Annotated in this window: 16 protein-coding genes and 1 tRNA gene; 4 read left to right on the top strand and 13 right to left on the bottom strand. The window is 63.2% G+C overall.

Features of this window, described 5'->3' with window-relative positions; translation table 11 throughout:
• The first annotated feature begins 297 nt into the window (after positions 1–297).
• The 3 genes from BQ8482_RS01475 to BQ8482_RS01485 all read left to right on the top strand — a co-directional run bounded on the left by BQ8482_RS01475 (position 298) and on the right by BQ8482_RS01485 (position 2,982).
• A complete protein-coding gene (locus tag BQ8482_RS01475; RefSeq protein ID WP_123145973.1) occupies positions 298–819 on the top strand; it encodes a carboxymuconolactone decarboxylase family protein in 522 nt (173 codons plus the stop codon).
• A 506-nt stretch (positions 820–1,325) separates the two neighbouring features.
• The gene (locus tag BQ8482_RS01480; protein ID WP_123145974.1) at positions 1,326–1,676 is read left to right on the top strand and encodes a YciI family protein; all 351 of its coding nucleotides are present in this window, start codon (positions 1,326–1,328) and stop codon (positions 1,674–1,676) included.
• Between the two features lie 31 nt (positions 1,677–1,707).
• The gene (locus BQ8482_RS01485; RefSeq protein ID WP_123147302.1) at positions 1,708–2,982 is read left to right on the top strand and encodes an RNA polymerase sigma factor; all 1,275 of its coding nucleotides are present in this window, start codon (positions 1,708–1,710) and stop codon (positions 2,980–2,982) included.
• A 707-nt stretch (positions 2,983–3,689) separates the two neighbouring features.
• Here BQ8482_RS01485 and BQ8482_RS01490 read toward each other — a convergent pair.
• The 7 genes from BQ8482_RS01490 to BQ8482_RS01520 form a co-directional block, all read right to left on the bottom strand.
• The gene (locus tag BQ8482_RS01490; RefSeq protein ID WP_123147303.1) at positions 3,690–4,394 is read right to left on the bottom strand and encodes a GntR family transcriptional regulator; all 705 of its coding nucleotides are present in this window, start codon (positions 4,392–4,394) and stop codon (positions 3,690–3,692) included.
• Between the two features lie 102 nt (positions 4,395–4,496).
• The gene (locus tag BQ8482_RS01495) at positions 4,497–5,237 is read right to left on the bottom strand and encodes an aspartate/glutamate racemase family protein (RefSeq protein WP_123147304.1); all 741 of its coding nucleotides are present in this window, start codon (positions 5,235–5,237) and stop codon (positions 4,497–4,499) included.
• Positions 5,238–5,245: 8 nt separating this feature from the next.
• On the bottom strand, positions 5,246–5,968 hold the full coding sequence (locus tag BQ8482_RS01500; RefSeq protein WP_123145975.1) for an ABC transporter ATP-binding protein: 723 nt from the start codon (positions 5,966–5,968) through the stop codon (positions 5,246–5,248).
• Positions 5,969–5,970: 2 nt separating this feature from the next.
• The gene (locus tag BQ8482_RS01505; RefSeq protein ID WP_123145976.1) at positions 5,971–6,750 is read right to left on the bottom strand and encodes an ABC transporter ATP-binding protein; all 780 of its coding nucleotides are present in this window, start codon (positions 6,748–6,750) and stop codon (positions 5,971–5,973) included.
• A gap of 4 nt (positions 6,751–6,754) precedes the next feature.
• Complete coding sequence (locus BQ8482_RS01510; protein ID WP_123147305.1) at positions 6,755–7,729, bottom strand: branched-chain amino acid ABC transporter permease; 975 nt, start codon at positions 7,727–7,729, stop codon at positions 6,755–6,757.
• A 5-nt stretch (positions 7,730–7,734) separates the two neighbouring features.
• On the bottom strand, positions 7,735–8,601 hold the full coding sequence (locus BQ8482_RS01515) for a branched-chain amino acid ABC transporter permease (RefSeq protein WP_123145977.1): 867 nt from the start codon (positions 8,599–8,601) through the stop codon (positions 7,735–7,737).
• Between the two features lie 76 nt (positions 8,602–8,677).
• Positions 8,678–9,880, bottom strand: coding sequence for an ABC transporter substrate-binding protein (locus BQ8482_RS01520; protein WP_123145978.1), 1,203 nt, complete (start codon positions 9,878–9,880; stop codon positions 8,678–8,680).
• 188 nt (positions 9,881–10,068) lie between these two features.
• Between BQ8482_RS01520 and BQ8482_RS01525 the strand changes: the two genes are divergently transcribed.
• Entirely contained in the window at positions 10,069–10,269 is a 201-nt protein-coding gene (locus BQ8482_RS01525) for a DUF4143 domain-containing protein (protein ID WP_244602686.1), read from the top strand.
• Between the two features lie 518 nt (positions 10,270–10,787).
• Here the strand turns inward: BQ8482_RS01525 and BQ8482_RS01530 are convergent.
• The 6 genes from BQ8482_RS01530 to BQ8482_RS01555 all read right to left on the bottom strand — a co-directional run bounded on the left by BQ8482_RS01530 (position 10,788) and on the right by BQ8482_RS01555 (position 16,716).
• A complete protein-coding gene (locus BQ8482_RS01530) occupies positions 10,788–11,723 on the bottom strand; it encodes a tyrosine-type recombinase/integrase (RefSeq protein ID WP_123145979.1) in 936 nt (311 codons plus the stop codon).
• Between the two features lie 280 nt (positions 11,724–12,003).
• A tRNA-Leu gene (locus tag BQ8482_RS01535) sits at positions 12,004–12,088 on the bottom strand.
• Between the two features lie 132 nt (positions 12,089–12,220).
• Positions 12,221–12,844, bottom strand: a complete 624-nt coding sequence (locus BQ8482_RS01540; RefSeq protein WP_123145980.1) for a 2,3-bisphosphoglycerate-dependent phosphoglycerate mutase — start codon at positions 12,842–12,844, stop codon at positions 12,221–12,223.
• Positions 12,845–12,876: 32 nt separating this feature from the next.
• Positions 12,877–13,719: a 4-hydroxy-tetrahydrodipicolinate reductase gene (dapB, locus tag BQ8482_RS01545; RefSeq protein WP_123145981.1), complete on the bottom strand. Its 843-nt coding sequence runs from the start codon at positions 13,717–13,719 to the stop codon at positions 12,877–12,879.
• Positions 13,716–15,569, bottom strand: a complete 1,854-nt coding sequence (locus BQ8482_RS01550) for an ABC transporter ATP-binding protein (RefSeq protein WP_123145982.1) — start codon at positions 15,567–15,569, stop codon at positions 13,716–13,718. The genes dapB and BQ8482_RS01550 overlap by 4 nt, the downstream gene beginning before the upstream one ends.
• A gap of 127 nt (positions 15,570–15,696) precedes the next feature.
• On the bottom strand, positions 15,697–16,716 hold the full coding sequence (locus BQ8482_RS01555) for a glucokinase (protein WP_123145983.1): 1,020 nt from the start codon (positions 16,714–16,716) through the stop codon (positions 15,697–15,699).
• Positions 16,717–16,923 lie beyond the last annotated feature (207 nt).

The raw sequence follows: 16,923 nt of genomic DNA on the forward strand, positions 1-16,923 counted from the left end.
TCCTGCCGGGCAAAGAAGGGCTGGGGATTGTCAACGCTGCGTGTAGCACGTCTCCGCGATATCTGGGCTGGCGATCTCATGATCTCGGCTGGCGAACTCATGGCCCACTCTAATTCGGCGCCCCCCCGGCTGCACCTCATGGAAATCCATGAGGCGTGGCCGAAGCGTACTTGGCCTAGCCCTCAGGATGACACTGCCTAGACCAGCCGAGTGGCGACATGGCCTCTCGCATGATGGCTCGGCCCGGCGCGTCCCGGCATGATTTGCAGGCGATAAACCGCCTTCAAGGAGACATTCATGAATATCACCACCAAACCGGCGGCGGAGGCCGGGACCAAGCGTGGGCCCCGTGTTAACTGGGCCGATCAATCTCCGGAACTCGTGAAGAAGTTCACCGGGGTTGTAACGGCTCTCCGTGCAAGCTCGATCGAGGAGTCCATCCTCAATCTTGTCAGTATTCGTGCTTCGCAGCTCAACGGCTGCTCCTTCTGCCTCGATATGCACGTCAAGCAGGCAAAGATGCACGGCGAGCGCGAACTGCGCCTCTACCACTTGGCCGCGTGGAGGGATTCGACCCTGTTCGCCCCACGCGAGCGCGCCGCACTCGCATGGACGGAAGTCCTGACCAAGCTGCCGGACCAGGGCGTTTCCGATGAGATCTATGAGCGCGTCCGCACGCAGCTGTCGGAAAAGGAGATCTCCGATCTTAGCTTCGCTGTCATGGTGGTCAACTCGTGGAACCGCCTCAACGTCGGCTTCAAGACCGTGCCGGGTTCCGCCGATGCAATGTATGGCCTGGACAAGGCGGGGCTCAATTAGCCCGCTACAGACCGGCGGCGCGGCTGTCGCCGTGTCGCCGCTGATCCCTGGCGGTGCGCAATGACCCGCCGGGGACGCGCTATCGACAACCATGCGTATCGCCGAATCGCTGCGGCCGGCTTCCGCCGCGTTTGCCGCCACTGCCGGCCAGTGCGCCTTTCCCACGCTCATTTCACGACAATCCGAGAACTCACCCAGGACTTGGCCGGACACTCGCCCTGCGAGCTAGCTCGGCCGCCTCGCGTTTCATTCCATCACGCCGGCCAGTTTCAAGCAGCCTCCTAGCCGCCAAAATTGACGCGGCAACGCAACTCACGACGCTGGACGAGTTGTCGGGGTTAGATGGGGTTGGTCAATCGAACCTGTTCACTCGCCCATCGTCTTTAGAGCCCGGGCGTGATTTTATTCAAAGCCCTGTCGATCCGCCGGGGGCTGGTTCGTCGACTTATTAGCGAGACTGTTCAGCGGCCATCACGTCCGCGGCTCGCCTCAGGAGGAGTTCTCAAATGCGCTTCATGTCGTTCGTCACTACCGCCCACGCCGGACCGCCAACGGCGGAACTCATAGAGGCGATGAACAAGCTCGCCGACCGGGAAATCAAGGCCGGCCGCATGGTCGACATGGGCGGGCTCACGCCGGTCGCGATGGGCGCGCAGGTGCGCATCGCCGATGGGAAGCTCAGCGTCATCGATGGCCCGTTCGTCGAGGCGAAGGAGGTCATCGGGGGCTACGCGATCATGGAGTTCCGGAACAAGGAAGAGGCTGTGGCGTCGGCGGTCGAGTTCATGCAGCTCCACAAGGATTTCATGCCGGATTGGGAGGGCACGTGCGAGGTCCGCGCGTTTGCCGGCCCTTGAGGCGACGTTCCTGCAGACGTGGTCGGCGGCCATGACGGTCGCCGACGCCCATCGCACGATCCTCGCCGTGTGGCGGATCGAGCAGCCCCGGCTGATCACCAGTCTGGCGAGGATGCTGCGCGATGTGCCGTTGGCCGAGGATTTGACGCAGGAAGCCCTGCTGGCCGCCCTTGAGCGGTGGCCCGCCACAGGCGTTCCGGAAAAACCTGGCGCCTGGCTGATGGCGACCGCCAAGCGCCGGGCCCTGGATCATCTGCGCCGCAGCCGGATGCTCGAGCGCAAGCACGACATTATCGCCTGGGACATGGAGGAGGAGCAGCGGGCCATGCCCGACCTCGACTCGGCCCTGGACGACGACATAGGCGATGAACTGCTTCGGCTCATCTTCACCGCCTGTCACCCGCGACTGTCGCACGAGGCGCGCGCGGCGCTGGCACTGCGGATGATCTGCGGCCTGACAACCGAGGAGATCGCCAGGGCCTTCCTGCTGCCGGAGGCGACGATCGCCCAGCGCATCGTGCGCGCGAAGCGGACTCTTTCGGAATCGGGGCTGGCCTACGAGACCGCAAGCGGCGAGGAGCTCTCAAAGCGGCTCTCCTCGGTGCTGGAGGTCGTCTACCTCATCTTCAACGAAGGCTACACCGCGGCGAGCGGCGAGGACTGGCTGCGCCCCCAGCTCTGCAATGAAGCGCTTCGCATGGGCCGCGTGCTCACCTCCATCGTGCCGCACGAGCCCGAAGCCCATGGACTGCTCGCTCTGATGGAGCTGAACGCCTCGCGCACGGCGGCGCGTACTGATGCAGGGGGCGAGCCAATCCTCATGCTGGACCAGAACCGCGCACTCTGGGACCATCTCCAGATCCGGCGCGGGATGCAGGCGCTCGGGCGAGCACGCGAATTAGGCGGAGCCGGCGGCATTTACGTCCTCCAGGCGACGATTATCGCCTGCCACGCCCAGGCGAGGACGGCGGGCGATACCGACTGGTCGCGCATCGCCGGACTTTATACGGAACTGGCGGCTGTCCTGCGCTCGCCAATCATCGACCTCAACCGCGCGGTTGCCGTCGGCATGGCCGAGGGCCCAGAAGTGGCGCTGGTGATCGTGGACCGCCTTGCGCGCGAGCCGGCGCTCAAAGGCTATCACCTGCTGCCGAGCGTTCGCGGCGACCTACTCCACAAGCTCGGCCGTTACGAGGAGGCGCGCGCCGCGTTCGAAGCGGCCGCGACGCTGGCGGGCAACAGGCGGGAACATGACCTGCTGAGACGGCGCGCCGCCGAGGCGGCCGACGCAGCGATGTCATCATAATCCCTGATCAGACAAGGACATGGTCGACCCCGGATCGACCGCTTCCGGGGCTTTTGTCATTTCCCTGTGTAAGGTCTGACGTGGATATGGCTGAACGTCCGCTTTCCCGCCGAGCCGGAGTTCCAAGGTGGTTCCGTGAAACGGCAGCTTAGGGTCAGTTCGCGACCCTGGCCCCAGCAGGTTGAACGTCTGATATCTTCGTTATGAAACCTGAGGCTGCCGGTCCTCTCTCGGCGCCAAATGCGACAGTTTTGGTTCTCGGCTCGGAAGGTCGCTCTTGGCGCAACTGAGCCCATCACGAACAGCGGATCCGCAGCATGTGAGCGAAGTCGGTATGACGTTGTTCGACGTTTGTTCGCGCAAAGTTGCATAAGATTGCAGTGTGGAACTGGCCTCTCGCGAGGGCCATCGACCGATCGCATCAAGTCGTATCTAAAGGCCATAAGAAAAACCGGCAGTTTGCCCAATCCTTGCTGCGACTGCGCTGCGTCAAGCTCTGATCGGGCGCGTTGCCCGACCGTTGTGCGGGAGGGACTCTATGGCCCAGCAGGAGTAGCTGCAGCTGGAGGGCAGCGCCGCGGACTCAACGAGCGCTACTGTTATGACAGCAGGAACGAAGAAGCAGTCCTCATGGGCCGATGCATGCTATGCACGCCCAGCATGGTGCGGACATAGGCGAACTCCGGCGAAGAGTTTGACGGCGGAGATCAGCGCAAGATATCCGACAGGCTCTCGGGCTTCTTCTCGCCAAGCGACAGATCAAGGCCCGACAGAAGGTCGATGAGATGACTTCGCATCAGGTCGGACGCGTTTTTTGCGTCGTGCTTTTCGATGGCATCGACGAGGGCGTGATGGGCGTGGCTTTCGCAGGTGGTGTCGCGGCGGCGCCAGTAGAGCGCGATGATCAGCGACGACCGCGACAACAGGTCTTTGACGAAGCCGGTCAGGATCGAATGGCCGGCGATTTCGGCGATGCCGACATGGAATTTTGCCGACAGCATTATGGCGTCGCTGTCGCGGCCGGCATGCAGAGCCTCGTGCTCTTTTTCGAGATGAAGCCGCAGTTGCGCGATCTCGGCCGGCTTTGCCACTTCGGCGGCAAGCGCCGCGACCTTGGGCTCGATCAGCGCCCGCGCTTCGAACACCTCGCGCGCTTCCTGCTTGGTCGGCTGGGCGACGAACGCGCCGCGGTTCGGCTCGAGCCGAGCCAAGCGGTCATGCGACAGCGCCTGCAGCGCCGCGCGTATCACCGCGCGGCTCACCGAATAAATCGAGGCGAGTTCGTCCTCGGGCAGCTTTGTGCCCGGTGCGAGGCGGTGGCTGACGATGGCGTCGCGCAGGCCGGCATAGACCGGAAACCAGCGCATCGTCGGCTTGTCGCCATCCCGTGTCTTTGGTCCAAGCAGGTCCATCGTCTCATTGTCCCGGCGGCCGGATCGCATAGCGGCGCGAACACCGCGTTTCCGGCCGGACATCGAACATCCTGTGTGGGAATGTCAACAATTTTGCACGCATCAGGATACACGGCCGGAGGGCGAAAAGGGCGCAAAGATTCCGGCGAAGGATTTTTCGAGTGGAACCTGGTAGCCGCCGCGCTTCGAGGTCGACAGGCCAAGGCCGACGAGGCTCTCGCAGAGTTTTACCGCGCAGGCGACGCCGTCGAGCACGGGAAGGCCATGTTCGCGGCTGAGCGCGGCGGCGAGGTCGGCCATTCCGGCGCATCCCAGCACAATCGCTTCGGCCCGGTCGTCGCGGATGGCGCGCTCGATCTCCTCCGAAATTCGATGGCGGGCGTTGGAGCCGGGCACTTCGAGCTCCAGAACGGGAACGTCGCTTGCCCGCACCCTGGCGCAGCGGCTGGCGAGGCCGTAGCGCACCAGATTGTGCTCAATCGCCGGCACCGAACGCGACAGCGTCGTCACCACGCTGAACTTGCCGGCAATCAGGCTCGCCATGTGAAACGCCGCTTCGCCGATGCCGACCACCGGCATCTCGCCAACGCAGCGTACTGCGTCGAGGCCGGTGTCGTCGAAGCAGGCGATGACGCAGGCGCTCGCCGCCGGATGTCTCTGGATCTCGCCGATCATTCCCGGGATGGCGAAGACCTCGTCGAAATAGCCTTCGACGCTCGGCGGCCCGTCCTTCGGATTGACGGCGATGATCCTGGTGCCGGCCGAAGCCGCGCCGCGCGCCGCCTCGCCGATCTTTTCGGTCATGGACGCGGTGGTGTTGGGATTGACGACGAGTATGTCCATTTGCGCTTTCATATTTCGCCGCCGAGATAGAGTTTCTTGACCCGGTCGTCGCCAAGCAGCTCAGCCGAATGTCCGGCCAGCGCGATCTTTCCGGTCGTCAGTGCGTAGGCGCGCTGCGAGATGCGCAGCGCCATGCGCGAATTCTGCTCGACCAAGAGAACGCTGACCTTTTCGTCGCGATTGATCGCCACGATGGAGCGGGCGATGTCCTGGACGAGCTTCGGCGCGACGCCGAGCGAGGGTTCATCGAGCAGCAGAAGCTTCGGTTTGGCCATCAGCGCCCGCCCGATCACCAGCATCTGCTGTTCGCCGCCGCTCATCGTGCCCGCCGTCTGGGAATAGCGTTCCTTCAGGCGCGGAAATCGCCCGAGCACCATGTCCAGCGTCCTGGCGATTTCGGCCTTGTCGGTGCGGGTGAAGGCACCCATCATCAGATTGTCGCGCACCGTCATGTAGGAAAAGACGCGCCGACCCTCCGGCACCATGGCGATGCCCATCCTGACCAGCTCGTCCGGGCGCGTTCCGTCGATGCGGTGGCCCTGGAAATGAATCTCGCCGCTGCGGACCTTCTTCAGGCCGGTGATGGCGCGCAGGATCGAGGATTTGCCCGCGCCGTTCGCGCCGATCAGCGCGACGGTCTCGCCCTCGTTGACGTTGAGCGACACGCCCTTCAGTGCATAGACATGGTCGTAGTAGAGTTCGACGTCGGAGACTTTCAGCAGTTCGCCCATGGCTAAAATCCGATCGTCTCATCTTCGGCGCCGAGATAGGCCTCGATGACCTTTTCGTTCTCCTGGATTTCCTTCGGCGTTCCCTCGGCGATTTTCACACCGAAGTTCAGGACGACGATGCGGTCGGAAATGTTCATGACGGCGGGCATATCGTGCTCGACCAGCAGGACAGTCACGCCGCGCTTCCGCACGCCGCGCACCATCTCCACCGTGCGCACGGTTTCGTCATGGTTCATGCCGGCGAAGGGCTCGTCGAGCAGAAGCACGGTCGGGTTCGTGGCGAGCCCGATGGCAATACCGAGCGCGCGCAGATGGCCGTGAGGCAGCGTGCTGGCGATCTCATGCCGTTGCGCGCCGAGATTGAGGAAGTCGATGATCTCGTCGGCCGAGCGGCCGAATTCATCCTCGTCGCGCCGTGCGGTATTCGTGCCGAGATAGAAGCCGGCAAGGCTGGCATTGGAACGCAGGTGATGCGCGATGATGACATTGTCGCGCACCGTCATGCCCTTGAAGATCGTCGTCTCCTGGAACGTGCGCACCACGCCCTTCCGGGCGACGATATGCGGCGCCAGGCCTGAAATCCGCTCTCCCCGGAACAGCACTTCGCCCGAGGTCGGATTGAGGAAAGAGGAAATCAGCTTGAACAGCGTCGACTTGCCGGCGCCGTTGGGGCCGATGACGGAGAGGATTTCGCGTTCGCGGACCGCGAAGGAAACATTGTTGACCGCGACCAGCCCGCCGAAGCGTTTGGTCACTGCCTTGATCTGGAGAAGCTCAGTCATGGTCCTAGCCCTGCTTCTTGCCGAACAGCCTGAGGCTGAGCAGGCCGTTGGGAAGGAACAGCATCAGCGCGATCAGCACCGAAGAGAAGATCAGCAACTGGAACTCGCCGGTCTCGAACAGGAAATCCCAGCCGAAATAGAGCACGAAGGTGCCGATCATCGGCCCGAAGACGTGGCCGAGCCCGCCGAGGAAGCAGTTCAGCATGAAGTTCACCGAGTCGGTGACGGTAAAGCTCGACGGATAGATCGACTGCGAGATGGCGACGAACATCGCACCGCCGATACCGCCGAGGAATGAGGAGATGGCGTAGGCGATAACGCGCAGATAGGCGATGTTGACGCCGATCGAGGAGGCCAGTTCCTCGTTCTGCTGCAACGACTGGCAGAGTTTGCCGATGCGCGAATGGACTAGGCGGTAGAGCGCCGCAAAGCACAGCACCATCATCACAACCGACACCAGATAGAAGGCGGGACGCGGATTGGCGAGCGTCGCGAAATCGGGAAGGATGGTCAGCCCGAAGATCGAGATGCCGCCGGGGAGCGGAATGCTGACCATGCCCTTGGCGCCGTTGGTGATCGGCAGTGCCAGCGCGAGCAGCCGCGCCACTTCGGTCAAAACCAGCGTGACCATGGCGAAATAGACGCCGCGAAGCCTGAGGATGGGCAGTCCGATCAGCACGCTTGCAGCGGCGCAGAATAGCCCAGCCAGCGGCAGTGTCAGCCAGAACGACACACCGTACTGGACGACAAGAATGGCCGAAACATAGCCGCCCATAAGCGCGAAGGCGCCCTGGCCGATATTGATGCGGCCGATGTAGAAAGTCACCCACACCCCGGCGCTGGCGATGCTGAGCAGCGCGACCGAGGTCAGCGTGTAGTAGAGGTCGAGCCGACCGGTCGCCTCGATCAGCCAGGGCACGCCGATGAGTACGACCAGCAGGAAGACAGCGACGGCGAGGATGTTGCGTGTACGCTTCATGTCCATCACCCCCACGGCTTGCCCATGAGCCCGTTCGGGCGGATGCTCAGGAACACCATCAGCGCGGCGAAGATGACGAGATAGGTGACGTCGCCATATTGGCGTAGCACCGTCAGGCCGACCGATTCCATCATGCCGAGGATGAAGCCGCCGGCGATCGCTCCGCTGACCACGCCGGCCCCGCCGATCATCACCATCAAGAACGCCTTGATCGAGATCGGCCCGCCGATGCCCGAATTGACGCCGGTGATGGCGACCAGCAGCCCGCCGACTATGCCGGCAAGCATGGCGCCAAGCGCAAAGCCGATCATCGAATAGCGGTCGACCTCGACGCCCATAAGCTGCGCCGCGACCCGGTCCTGCGCCAGCGCCCGCATGGCGCGTCCCGGCTTGCTGTACTGCATGAAAAGCACGAAGGATGCGATGAACAGTATGGCGAGAGCGCCGACCAGCAGCCGGTCGTAAGGCATTATGAGGCTGTCGGAGACGAAGACGCCGTTGACGATCTTCGGCACGCCGCGCTGCTTTTCACCGAACAGGAGGAGGATTACGGCGTCGAGGAAGAATGCGACCGCCGCCGCGAGAAGCATCGTACTTTCCTCCCGCACGCTTCGCTTGATCACCGTTCTGAAAAGGAATTTCTCGACCAGCGCTCCAATGACCAGCAGCGTGATCCCGGACGCGACGAGCGCGACGACGAAAGGCATGCCGAGCTGGCCATAGACGGTGTAGGTGACGAAGCCGCCGAGAACGTACATCTGCCCATGGGCAAAGTTCAGCACGTTCATCAGCGCGAAGATCAGGGTCAGACCGAGCGCGATCAAGGCGTATTGCGCGCCAAGATAGAGCCCGTTGGCGATGACTTGTTCCATCAGGATGGTTCCGGCCGTTCAGAGGCTGAAGACGAATGCTCGAGCCTCCGCGGCAATCCGCTTCGGTGCAGTTGCGTCAATCGACTTCAGCGACGAAGAGCGTCTCGAACTTGCCGTCGCGGTATTCCGTGACCACCATCGGGACCGAAAGCTGGCGCTTCTGGCCGAACGACGTCATTCCGACATAGGTCAGCTTGGCATCGTCCTTCAGGTAGGGATTGGGTGCCGAGAAAGTGTCGATTGTCTTCTTGAACTCCTCGACATTGTCGATCGCGGCCGGGTTCGCCTTCAGCGTCTCGATGATGTATTCGAGCGCGTAGACCTTGGTGTTGGACTCGTCATTGTATTCGCCGAACATTTTCGTATAGCGGTCGACGAACTCCTTCATCGTGTCGGACGCGATTTCGGGCGTCGATGCGCCGCCGACTGAGATGAAGCCGTTGGCCAACTCGCCCGCGCCCTCTTCCAGCACCTTGGCATCCTGCGCCGTTTCGGTGGAGATCAGACCTTCGTAGCCGAGCTCGCGCGCGGCGCGGATCAGCAGCGGCGCATTGCCGGGCGCGACACCCGAAAGCACCAGCAGGTCCGGTTTTTGCAAAACGATCGGCGTCAGTACCGGCGTGAAATCGCGGGTATCGTTTTGGTAGACATCCGTGGCAGCCACAACCTCGAGCCCGAGCGCCTTTGCCGCGGCAACACCGCCATCCCGCTGGCTCAGCGGATCGGATTCGTTGGCGGCGACAAAGGCAACTTTCTTAACGCCCCTGTTTTCCATGAGATATTTGTAGATCGCCGGAGCCGACTGGTAGTTGGCGATCATGCCGAGCACGGCGTTGGACGCCGGCGGGGTGTAGAGTTCCTTCGGGAATGCGTAGGGAAAATAGATGATGCCCTTGGATTCTGCCACGGGACGCACCGCCGCCGCGCCGTCGTCGACATTCGGACCGACGACATAGTGGATGCCCTCCTGGGCCATCTTCTCCATGCCGGCGATCGCCCGCTTCGGGTCCTTCTGGTCGTCGAAGGTGACGATTTTGATGTCATAGGTCTCGTCACCAATCTTCACACCGCCGGTTTCGTTGATCCAGGCGGCGCGTGTCTGCATCGAGCGGACGTTGGATGTGCCCCACGCAGCGGCCGCGCCACTCGTCACGCCGACAAAGCCGATCTTGAGTTCCTTGTTGGCGGCGTGCACCGTGATTGTGCCGCCGGCCATGATTGCCAGCGCGGAGACGGCGCCGAGCGCGGCGAATGTGATTATTGAACGTCTGTTGATCATTGTTCTTCCCCTTGGAGGCCGCGCATTGTTGCGACAGAACTCGACCGATACGCGGACTTTTGCGAGTGAAGGCTCAAATCAATCACCTGTCAACAAAACTTTTAAAGATTGTTGACAATCTTGTGACCGGCCGTAGATGAAGGACGTAGGACCGATCGCGGTTCGGTGCTTTGCTCGAGAGCTTCGTGGTGTCGGAATTCCTGAAGCTCGCATCGTGGTCAGAGCGACGGGTGTCTTTCTCACACTACCGGACCAAGGATCAGGACGAGGTCGGCGTCGTGATCGAGGATCGACGCGGTCGGGTCGTCGGTATCGAGAGCAAAATCCGGGACGCTCGCGATCGACGCGGTCCTTTTCAGCATTACGGAAACAGACGGCGACGTCGATAATGGCGGCTAAGCCGCCCAGGCGTTCCTGCTTCGGCACGATCGCCCGCATGCGACCGGGTAACGGCGCGCCAGCATGGTTCGGTACTTTATAGCCCCTTTAGGACGGCTAGGCACGCCTTCAGGCGGTTTGGTGTTTCTCGCCGTGATCTCATGGCTATCGGTGCAGGAGACCAGGAGTTGGTGAGGTCGCGCCGGTCTGAGACCTCGGTCCTCCCGATCTGAACGTCCACTATTGTCCTTTCGGACACCGGAAAGCTGCCGGTCCGCTATCGTGAAGAGTTTCGGGCGCCGGCAGGCGTACGAAAGTCCCCGAGGAAGGAACCCGCGGGCCACAGGCGGTGGGCTCGCGACCGCGAGCAGTTCGCGGGCGAGCGCGAGCCCTCACCGCGCGCGCCCATCCCGCGCAGCGGGTTCGTTTGTCGGCCCCCAAATGCGACGTCTGAGAGTAGTGGTTCGGCGATAACCGCTCTTGGCGCAATCAGGAGGTTGCGAGCTTGCTCCAGCGCGGACGTGTAGCTCTAAGCGTCTAAGGACACGCCGCGGCGCGGCGGCAGTTCGATCTTCTCGAGCGCTGATGCCATCAGGGCCAAGCCGATATGCCTGTAGACACCCGAGGAACTGCTGTCGGTGTGGCCCTGAATGGCGTCGGCCACGCTGTCAGAAATGCCAACCCTTGACGCTTCGGTCTTGAACCAGTGCCTGAGCGCATGATTCGGCGCCTTGCGTCGATCGGAAAACCCGTTCGCTCGAATCCATGTAGCCAGCCGGTTGGCAACGCCTTTCGAGGCATGCTTTCGCTTTGGATCGCCTGACGAGCGGCCATAGAAGAGTGGGCCTTGGCCTTTCGTTCGCACGAACTCCAGGAAGCCTGCTGCAAGCAGGGCCGGATGAATGGGCACTGTCCTTTCGCTTTCCGCATTCTTGATGCTACCCGCATCGATTGCCGGCGTGATCTTTACGACATGATATCCGTCTTCCTCAAACACATGGCTGACGTGCAGCTGCGCCACTTCGCCAATCCGTGAACCCGTGGCCGCAGCCAACCAGGGAAGCCACTTCTTCCAAGGTTCCGGAGCGGCGCTCGCCAAATCCAGCAGACGAGCCACCTCCTCGCCGCTGTAGCCGAGCATCTTCATGCCCGCCTTCGTCTTGCGCGCGACCTTGATGCCCTGGGAGGGATCGGACGCCGCGAGCCTGTTCGCCACGGCAAACCTGAACAGCGCACGGGCGCAGCCGAGATAGCCATCGCGAGATGGTTGCCGCCGCGTCGGCTTTGACGAGCTTGTCTTTCCAGCCAACGATATCCTCGGCGGTGATGCGAGTAATGTCGTCCGCCTGTCCCCGACGAATGATTTCAGGTCGCGCATGATGCCGCGCCAGCTGGACAGTGTGCTGGCACTCGGATCGGTTTCCGCCTCCCAGCGCTCAAAAAGTTCGTCGAGCGAGATCGGCATGGCGGTTGGTGCCGTCGGCTGGGAACTGCCCAAGCTAGGCGCGTCAGGGTTCTCGGCCTGCCGAAAATTGCCCGCACGAAGATCGCCCAGCGAAGGATCAGGCTGCCCCTTGGCTATTGCCCGCCCAAATTCGACAGTAAAAAATGCCGCTGCGCGTCATCATCCGTTCAGGCAGTTTCGCCATCCGATTCGGGCCCCGACTATAACAGTCACTGTTACAACTGGGCCGAACTGGAAAAGCGAATCAGAACCTGAATGAAATCAGGTACTTACAAGATGATGGTGCCCAGAAGAGGACTCGAACCTCCACTCCTTGCGGAACACGGACCTGAACCGTGCGCGTCTACCAATTCCGCCATCTGGGCTGGTGCGGGCTCTTTAGGCGGGCAAAGGGTGAGTGTCAACGCGCTTTTTTGCTCAATCAAGAAACACGCCCGCGCGCCGGCTAGTGTAGTTTTGAATCTGCGCATGATCCTTTCCGAACCTGCGGTTCGGGGTCATGCGCCCTCCAGCACTTCCTTCGACGCGACAGTCGAATCGGGGTTGAGCTTGTAGATGACCGGCACGCCGGTGCCGAGCTCCAGTCTGACGATCTCCTCACCCGACTTGCCGTCCAGCGCCATGATCAGCGCGCGCAGCGAATTGCCGTGCGCCGCCACCAGCACGGTGCCGCCGCGCAGCACATGCGGCTGCAGGTCGTGCAGATAATAGGGCCAGACGCGCGCGCCGGTGTCCTTCAGGCTTTCGCCGCCGGGCGGCGGCACGTCGTAGGAGCGGCGCCAGACATGCACCTGCTCCTCGCCCCATTTCTGGCGCGCGTCGTCCTTGTTGAGGCCGGAGAGGTCGCCATAGTCGCGCTCGTTCAGCGCCTGGTCGCGGATCGTCTCGAGATCGCTCTGGCCGACGGCGTCGAGAATATGCTGGCAGGTCTTCTGCGCCCTGATCAGCGACGACGTGAAGGCGATATCGAACTTCATGCCGCGCGCCTTCAGCTTGACGCCCGCCTCCTTGGCCTCGGCGTGGCCCAATTCGGTCAGGTCGACATCGCGCCATCCGGTGAAAAGGTTCTTCAGGTTCCATTCGCTCTGGCCATGGCGCACGAGCACGAGAGTTCCCGACATTTTTGCTCCTTCAGTTTGTGGATCAGATCGTCTCAGGCGAGTCCGAGCACGTCCCGCATCGAATACAGTCCCGGCTTCCTGCCGCGTGCCCACAGTGCGGCCTTGACCGCGCCGCGGGCGAAGATCGCCCGGTCCTCGGCATGATGGGCGAGCGTGATGCGCTCGCCGGTGCCGGCCAGCACCACGGAATGGTCGCCGACCACCGAGCCGCCCCGCAGCGTGGCGAAGCCGATCGAGCCCGCCTTTCGCACGCCGGTGTGGCCGTCACGCGACCGCACGCTGTTCCCGTCAAGATCGATGCCGCGCCCAGTGGCGGCGGCTTCACCGAGCAGCAGCGCCGTTCCCGAGGGCGCATCGACCTTGTGCCGGTGATGCATTTCGAGGATTTCGATGTCGAAATCGTCGGCATCGAGCGAGCGCGCCGCCTGCTCCACCAGCACCGCCAGCAGATTGACGCCGAGGCTCATATTGCCTGACTTCACGATCGTAGCATGGCGCGCCGCCGCGGCGATCTTGGCATTGTCGTCCGCCGAGCAGCCGGTGGTGCCGATGACGTGGGCGATGCGCGCCTGCGCCGCATAGCCGGCGAATTCGACAGTCGCCGCCGGGCCTGTGAAATCGAGCACGCCGTCGGCCTTGGCGAAGGCCGGCAGCGGGTCGTCGCCGATCGCCACGCCGATAGTGCCGATGCCGGCAAGCTCGCCGGCATCCTTGCCGAGATGTGGCGAGCCGGGCCGCTCGATCGCGCCGACGACGCGTGCCCCCGGTATTGTGTGGATGGCGCGGATCAGCGCCTGGCCCATGCGGCCGGCTGCGCCGACCACCACCAGGCCCATTTCATTGACGGGGGGGTCGTTTGTGGCCGTACCGCTCATAAATTTCTCCCAATCGCTTTTTTCGCGCGCCGCAGCGGAGTTTGGATTGGCTTGCCGTCGTCGACAAGCCCCAGCCCCTTGTTGCCCTGCACCCGGTGGAACCGGGCATATACGCTGTGCGGGTCGGCCATCAGCGAGGCATGCGTGCCTTGTTCGACCAGCCGGCCCTGTTCCAGCACGATGATGTGGTCGGCATTGACCACCGTCGACAGCCGGTGCGCGATGACGATGGTCGTGCGCCCTTTCATAACCTGGGTCAGCGCCTGCTGGACGCGCGCTTCGGCCTCGTTGTCGAGCGCCGAGGTCGCCTCGTCGAGCAGCAGGATCGGCGCCTGCCGCACGATGGCGCGGGCGATCGACAGGCGCTGGCGCTGGCCGCCCGACAGCGTCAGGCCGCCTTCACCGACAGGGGTGTCATAGCCTAGCGGCTGCTGGCGGATGAAGCCATCGGCCTCGGCCTGTTGTGCGGCCAGTTCGATCTCGGCGTCGCTGGCGCTCAGCCGCCCGTAGCGGATATTGTCACGAATGGTGCCTTCGAACAGATAGGGCTGCTGCGAGACATAGGCGATAGAGCGGCGCAGCGACTGCTTGGTCACCTCTAAAATGTCCTGGCCGTCGACCTCGATGCTGCCCGCCTCGACATCGTGGAAACGCTGCAGAAGCGCCACCAGCGTCGACTTGCCGGCGCCCGAGGCGCCGACGATGGCCGTCATCTTGCCGGCGGCGGCGACGAAGCTCAAATCCTGCAGGACCGGAGCGTCGGCGACATAGCCGAACGACACATTGTTGAAACGCACCTCGCCCCTGGTGATCTTCGCTTCGGCCGCTCCGGCCGCGTCGCCTTGCTGCGGCTCGAGGTCGAGCAGTTCGTAGATCATGCGTGCATTGACCAGCGCCCGTTCCATGCCGACCTGCATGCGCGCCAGCCGCCGGGCCGGGTCGTAGGCGAGCAGCAATGCGGTGATGAAGGCAAAGACGGCGCCAGGCGGCTGGCCGCCGACGGCCGCCCGATAGCCTGAATAGGCGATGACGCCGGCGACGGCGAAGCCGGCCAGCATTTCGGAGATCGGCGTCAATCGTTCCGAGACGCGGGCGATGCGGTTTGCCCGTTGCTCGGCACCGTCGACAAGGCCGCTGACGCGGCGCGACAACTCGTCCTCCAGCGTAAACGCCTTGACGATGGCGATGCCTTGCGTTGCTTCCTGCATGGCGCCGATCAGCCGCGAGTTTATCTGCACGGCTTCGCGCGTGGCGCGCCTTATTCTGCGGGTGAGGTAGACGACGGTGTAGATCAGCGGCGGCCCGATCAGCAGCGACATCAAGGAGAGCATCGGATCCTGCCAGATCATGACGCCGATCAGCGCGATGAGCGATACGGCGTCGCGTGCCACTGATGTCAGCGTCATCGACAGCAGGTCGCGGATACCGTTGACGTTCTCGTTGATCTGGGCGGCCAGCCGTCCCGAGCGCGTGTCGTTGAAGAAACCGATGCCGAGCTTCATCAGGTGAGCGAAGATGCGGCGTTGGTATCGGGCCACCAGATTGTTGCCGATCCTGGCCAGCGTCACCGCCTGGCCGTAGGTGGCCAGCCCGCGCAGCATGAAGGCGCCCAGGATCGATAGACAGATCAGCGCGATGAGATCGCCGCGCTGCTCATAGAAGATCCGGTCGACGACATCCTTCATGATCCAGGCGGTGAAGGCAGTCGTGGCCGCAACCGTCACCAGGCACAGGACCGCCAGAACATAATACCAGCGGTAGTCGCGGCTATTCTCGGCGATGATGCGGCGGATCACCGCCACGATCTCGCCGGGCCGGGCTTTGGCTTGGTGGTTTGGCGACTGGTTCAAGTCGGGATCGTTCCGTGATGTCGGTTCGGCTCCGCGGCCGGGCCAATTCGGCAATCCTCTTAGCGCCCCGGCGGCGGCTTGCCTATGGCAGAGGCCGGCAAAACTTCGCCGCGGCTTCGGTCGTCATCTAGGCCCGCCAGCGCCGCCCCGCGGTCTGGACGCCGAACAGCGACGGGTTTCTGGCATAGGCGGCAAGGCCGGAAAGCGCTGCCAGCGGATGGGTGATCACATAGACGGGCATGGCGCGCATCAGCTCGCTGTGCGGCGCCTTGTCCTCGAAGGCGGCGCGGAAATTGCCCGTCTTCAGCGCCGGCAGGATTTTCTGCGCGATGCCGCCGGTCAGGAAGACGCCGCCGCGGCTCATGAACACCAGCGCGAGGTCGCCGGCGGTGCGCCCGAGGCAGGTGACGAACAGCGACAGTGCTTCCTCGGCCAACGGATCTGACTTCGCCAGCGCCGCGGCGGTGACCTCGGCCGGCGTGGTGAACGGCGCCGGCTTGCCGTCCGCCTTGGCCACCGCCCGGTAGGCATTGACCAGGCCGCGTCCGGACAGGATCTGTTCGCCGGAGATTCTGCCCTCGAGCTTCTCGATATGCGCAAACACCTGGAAATCGCGCGGCGAGCGCGGCCCGATATCCATGTGACCGCCCTCGCCGGGCACCGGTATCCAGTGGTTCAGCGCGTGGACCAGGCCGGCGACGCCAAGCCCGGTCCCGGGACCGAGCACCACGCGCCCGGCATTGGGCTCCGGGGCATCGCCGCCGATCTTTTCCATATGCTCTTCGCCGAGCGCCACGACGGCCAGCGCCTGCGCCTCGAAATCATTGAGCACCACGACGTCGCCGAGGCCGAGGCTGGCAAACATTTTTTTCGGCTTGACGATCCACGGGCAGTTGGTGAGCGGGATCTCGTCGCTGTCGACCGGGCCGGCCACCGCCAGCACGGCGGAGTTGGGCCGCACCGACGAGCGGTCGAGCACCGCCGCTTGGATCGCTGCGTCGATCGTGTTGAAATTGGCGGTCTGGACGATCTGCGGTTCGGTTGGTTCCGAATTCGCGTCGAGCACGATCGAAAAGCGCGCATTGGTGCCGCCAATGTCGCCGATCAGGACCGGAAACTGCAGCACTGTGTCGTCGTCGCCTGGCATGCTCTCGTCCGTCCCGGTTCCCAGTGGCGTTCTGCCGTTCTTTTGTTGACTAGCGCATGACCCGGGAAAGGGAAAGTCGCTTCAGAGTCAGTTCCGGAGCAATCACTTCAGGTCCGAATTTGGCCCTAGCCCAATTCAGCGTTGGCGCTGCCCCTCATTGCCCTGCCGGGCATTTCTCCCCGTATAGTGACGGGGAGAAAGGGGCGC

Source organism: Mesorhizobium delmotii, assembly GCF_900149755.1.
Taxonomy (GTDB): domain Bacteria; phylum Pseudomonadota; class Alphaproteobacteria; order Rhizobiales; family Rhizobiaceae; genus Mesorhizobium; species Mesorhizobium delmotii.

Bases quoted from the DNA above. Each gene is read 5' to 3' on its own strand.
- BQ8482_RS01475 (WP_123145973.1), top strand. From the start codon at position 298: ATGAATATCACCACCAAACCGGCGGCGGAGGCCGGGACCAAGCGTGGG.
- BQ8482_RS01480 (WP_123145974.1), top strand. From the start codon at position 1,326: ATGCGCTTCATGTCGTTCGTCACTACCGCCCACGCCGGACCGCCAACG.
- BQ8482_RS01485 (WP_123147302.1), top strand. From the start codon at position 1,708: ATGACGGTCGCCGACGCCCATCGCACGATCCTCGCCGTGTGGCGGATC.
- BQ8482_RS01490 (WP_123147303.1), bottom strand. From the start codon at position 4,394: ATGGACCTGCTTGGACCAAAGACACGGGATGGCGACAAGCCGACGATG.
- BQ8482_RS01495 (WP_123147304.1), bottom strand. From the start codon at position 5,237: ATGGACATACTCGTCGTCAATCCCAACACCACCGCGTCCATGACCGAA.
- BQ8482_RS01500 (WP_123145975.1), bottom strand. From the start codon at position 5,968: ATGGGCGAACTGCTGAAAGTCTCCGACGTCGAACTCTACTACGACCAT.
- BQ8482_RS01505 (WP_123145976.1), bottom strand. From the start codon at position 6,750: ATGACTGAGCTTCTCCAGATCAAGGCAGTGACCAAACGCTTCGGCGGG.
- BQ8482_RS01510 (WP_123147305.1), bottom strand. From the start codon at position 7,729: ATGAAGCGTACACGCAACATCCTCGCCGTCGCTGTCTTCCTGCTGGTC.
- BQ8482_RS01515 (WP_123145977.1), bottom strand. From the start codon at position 8,601: ATGGAACAAGTCATCGCCAACGGGCTCTATCTTGGCGCGCAATACGCC.
- BQ8482_RS01520 (WP_123145978.1), bottom strand. From the start codon at position 9,880: ATGATCAACAGACGTTCAATAATCACATTCGCCGCGCTCGGCGCCGTC.
- BQ8482_RS01530 (WP_123145979.1), bottom strand. From the start codon at position 11,723: ATGCCGATCTCGCTCGACGAACTTTTTGAGCGCTGGGAGGCGGAAACC.
- BQ8482_RS01540 (WP_123145980.1), bottom strand. From the start codon at position 12,844: ATGTCGGGAACTCTCGTGCTCGTGCGCCATGGCCAGAGCGAATGGAAC.
- dapB (WP_123145981.1), bottom strand. From the start codon at position 13,719: ATGAGCGGTACGGCCACAAACGACCCCCCCGTCAATGAAATGGGCCTG.
- BQ8482_RS01555 (WP_123145983.1), bottom strand. From the start codon at position 16,716: ATGCCAGGCGACGACGACACAGTGCTGCAGTTTCCGGTCCTGATCGGC.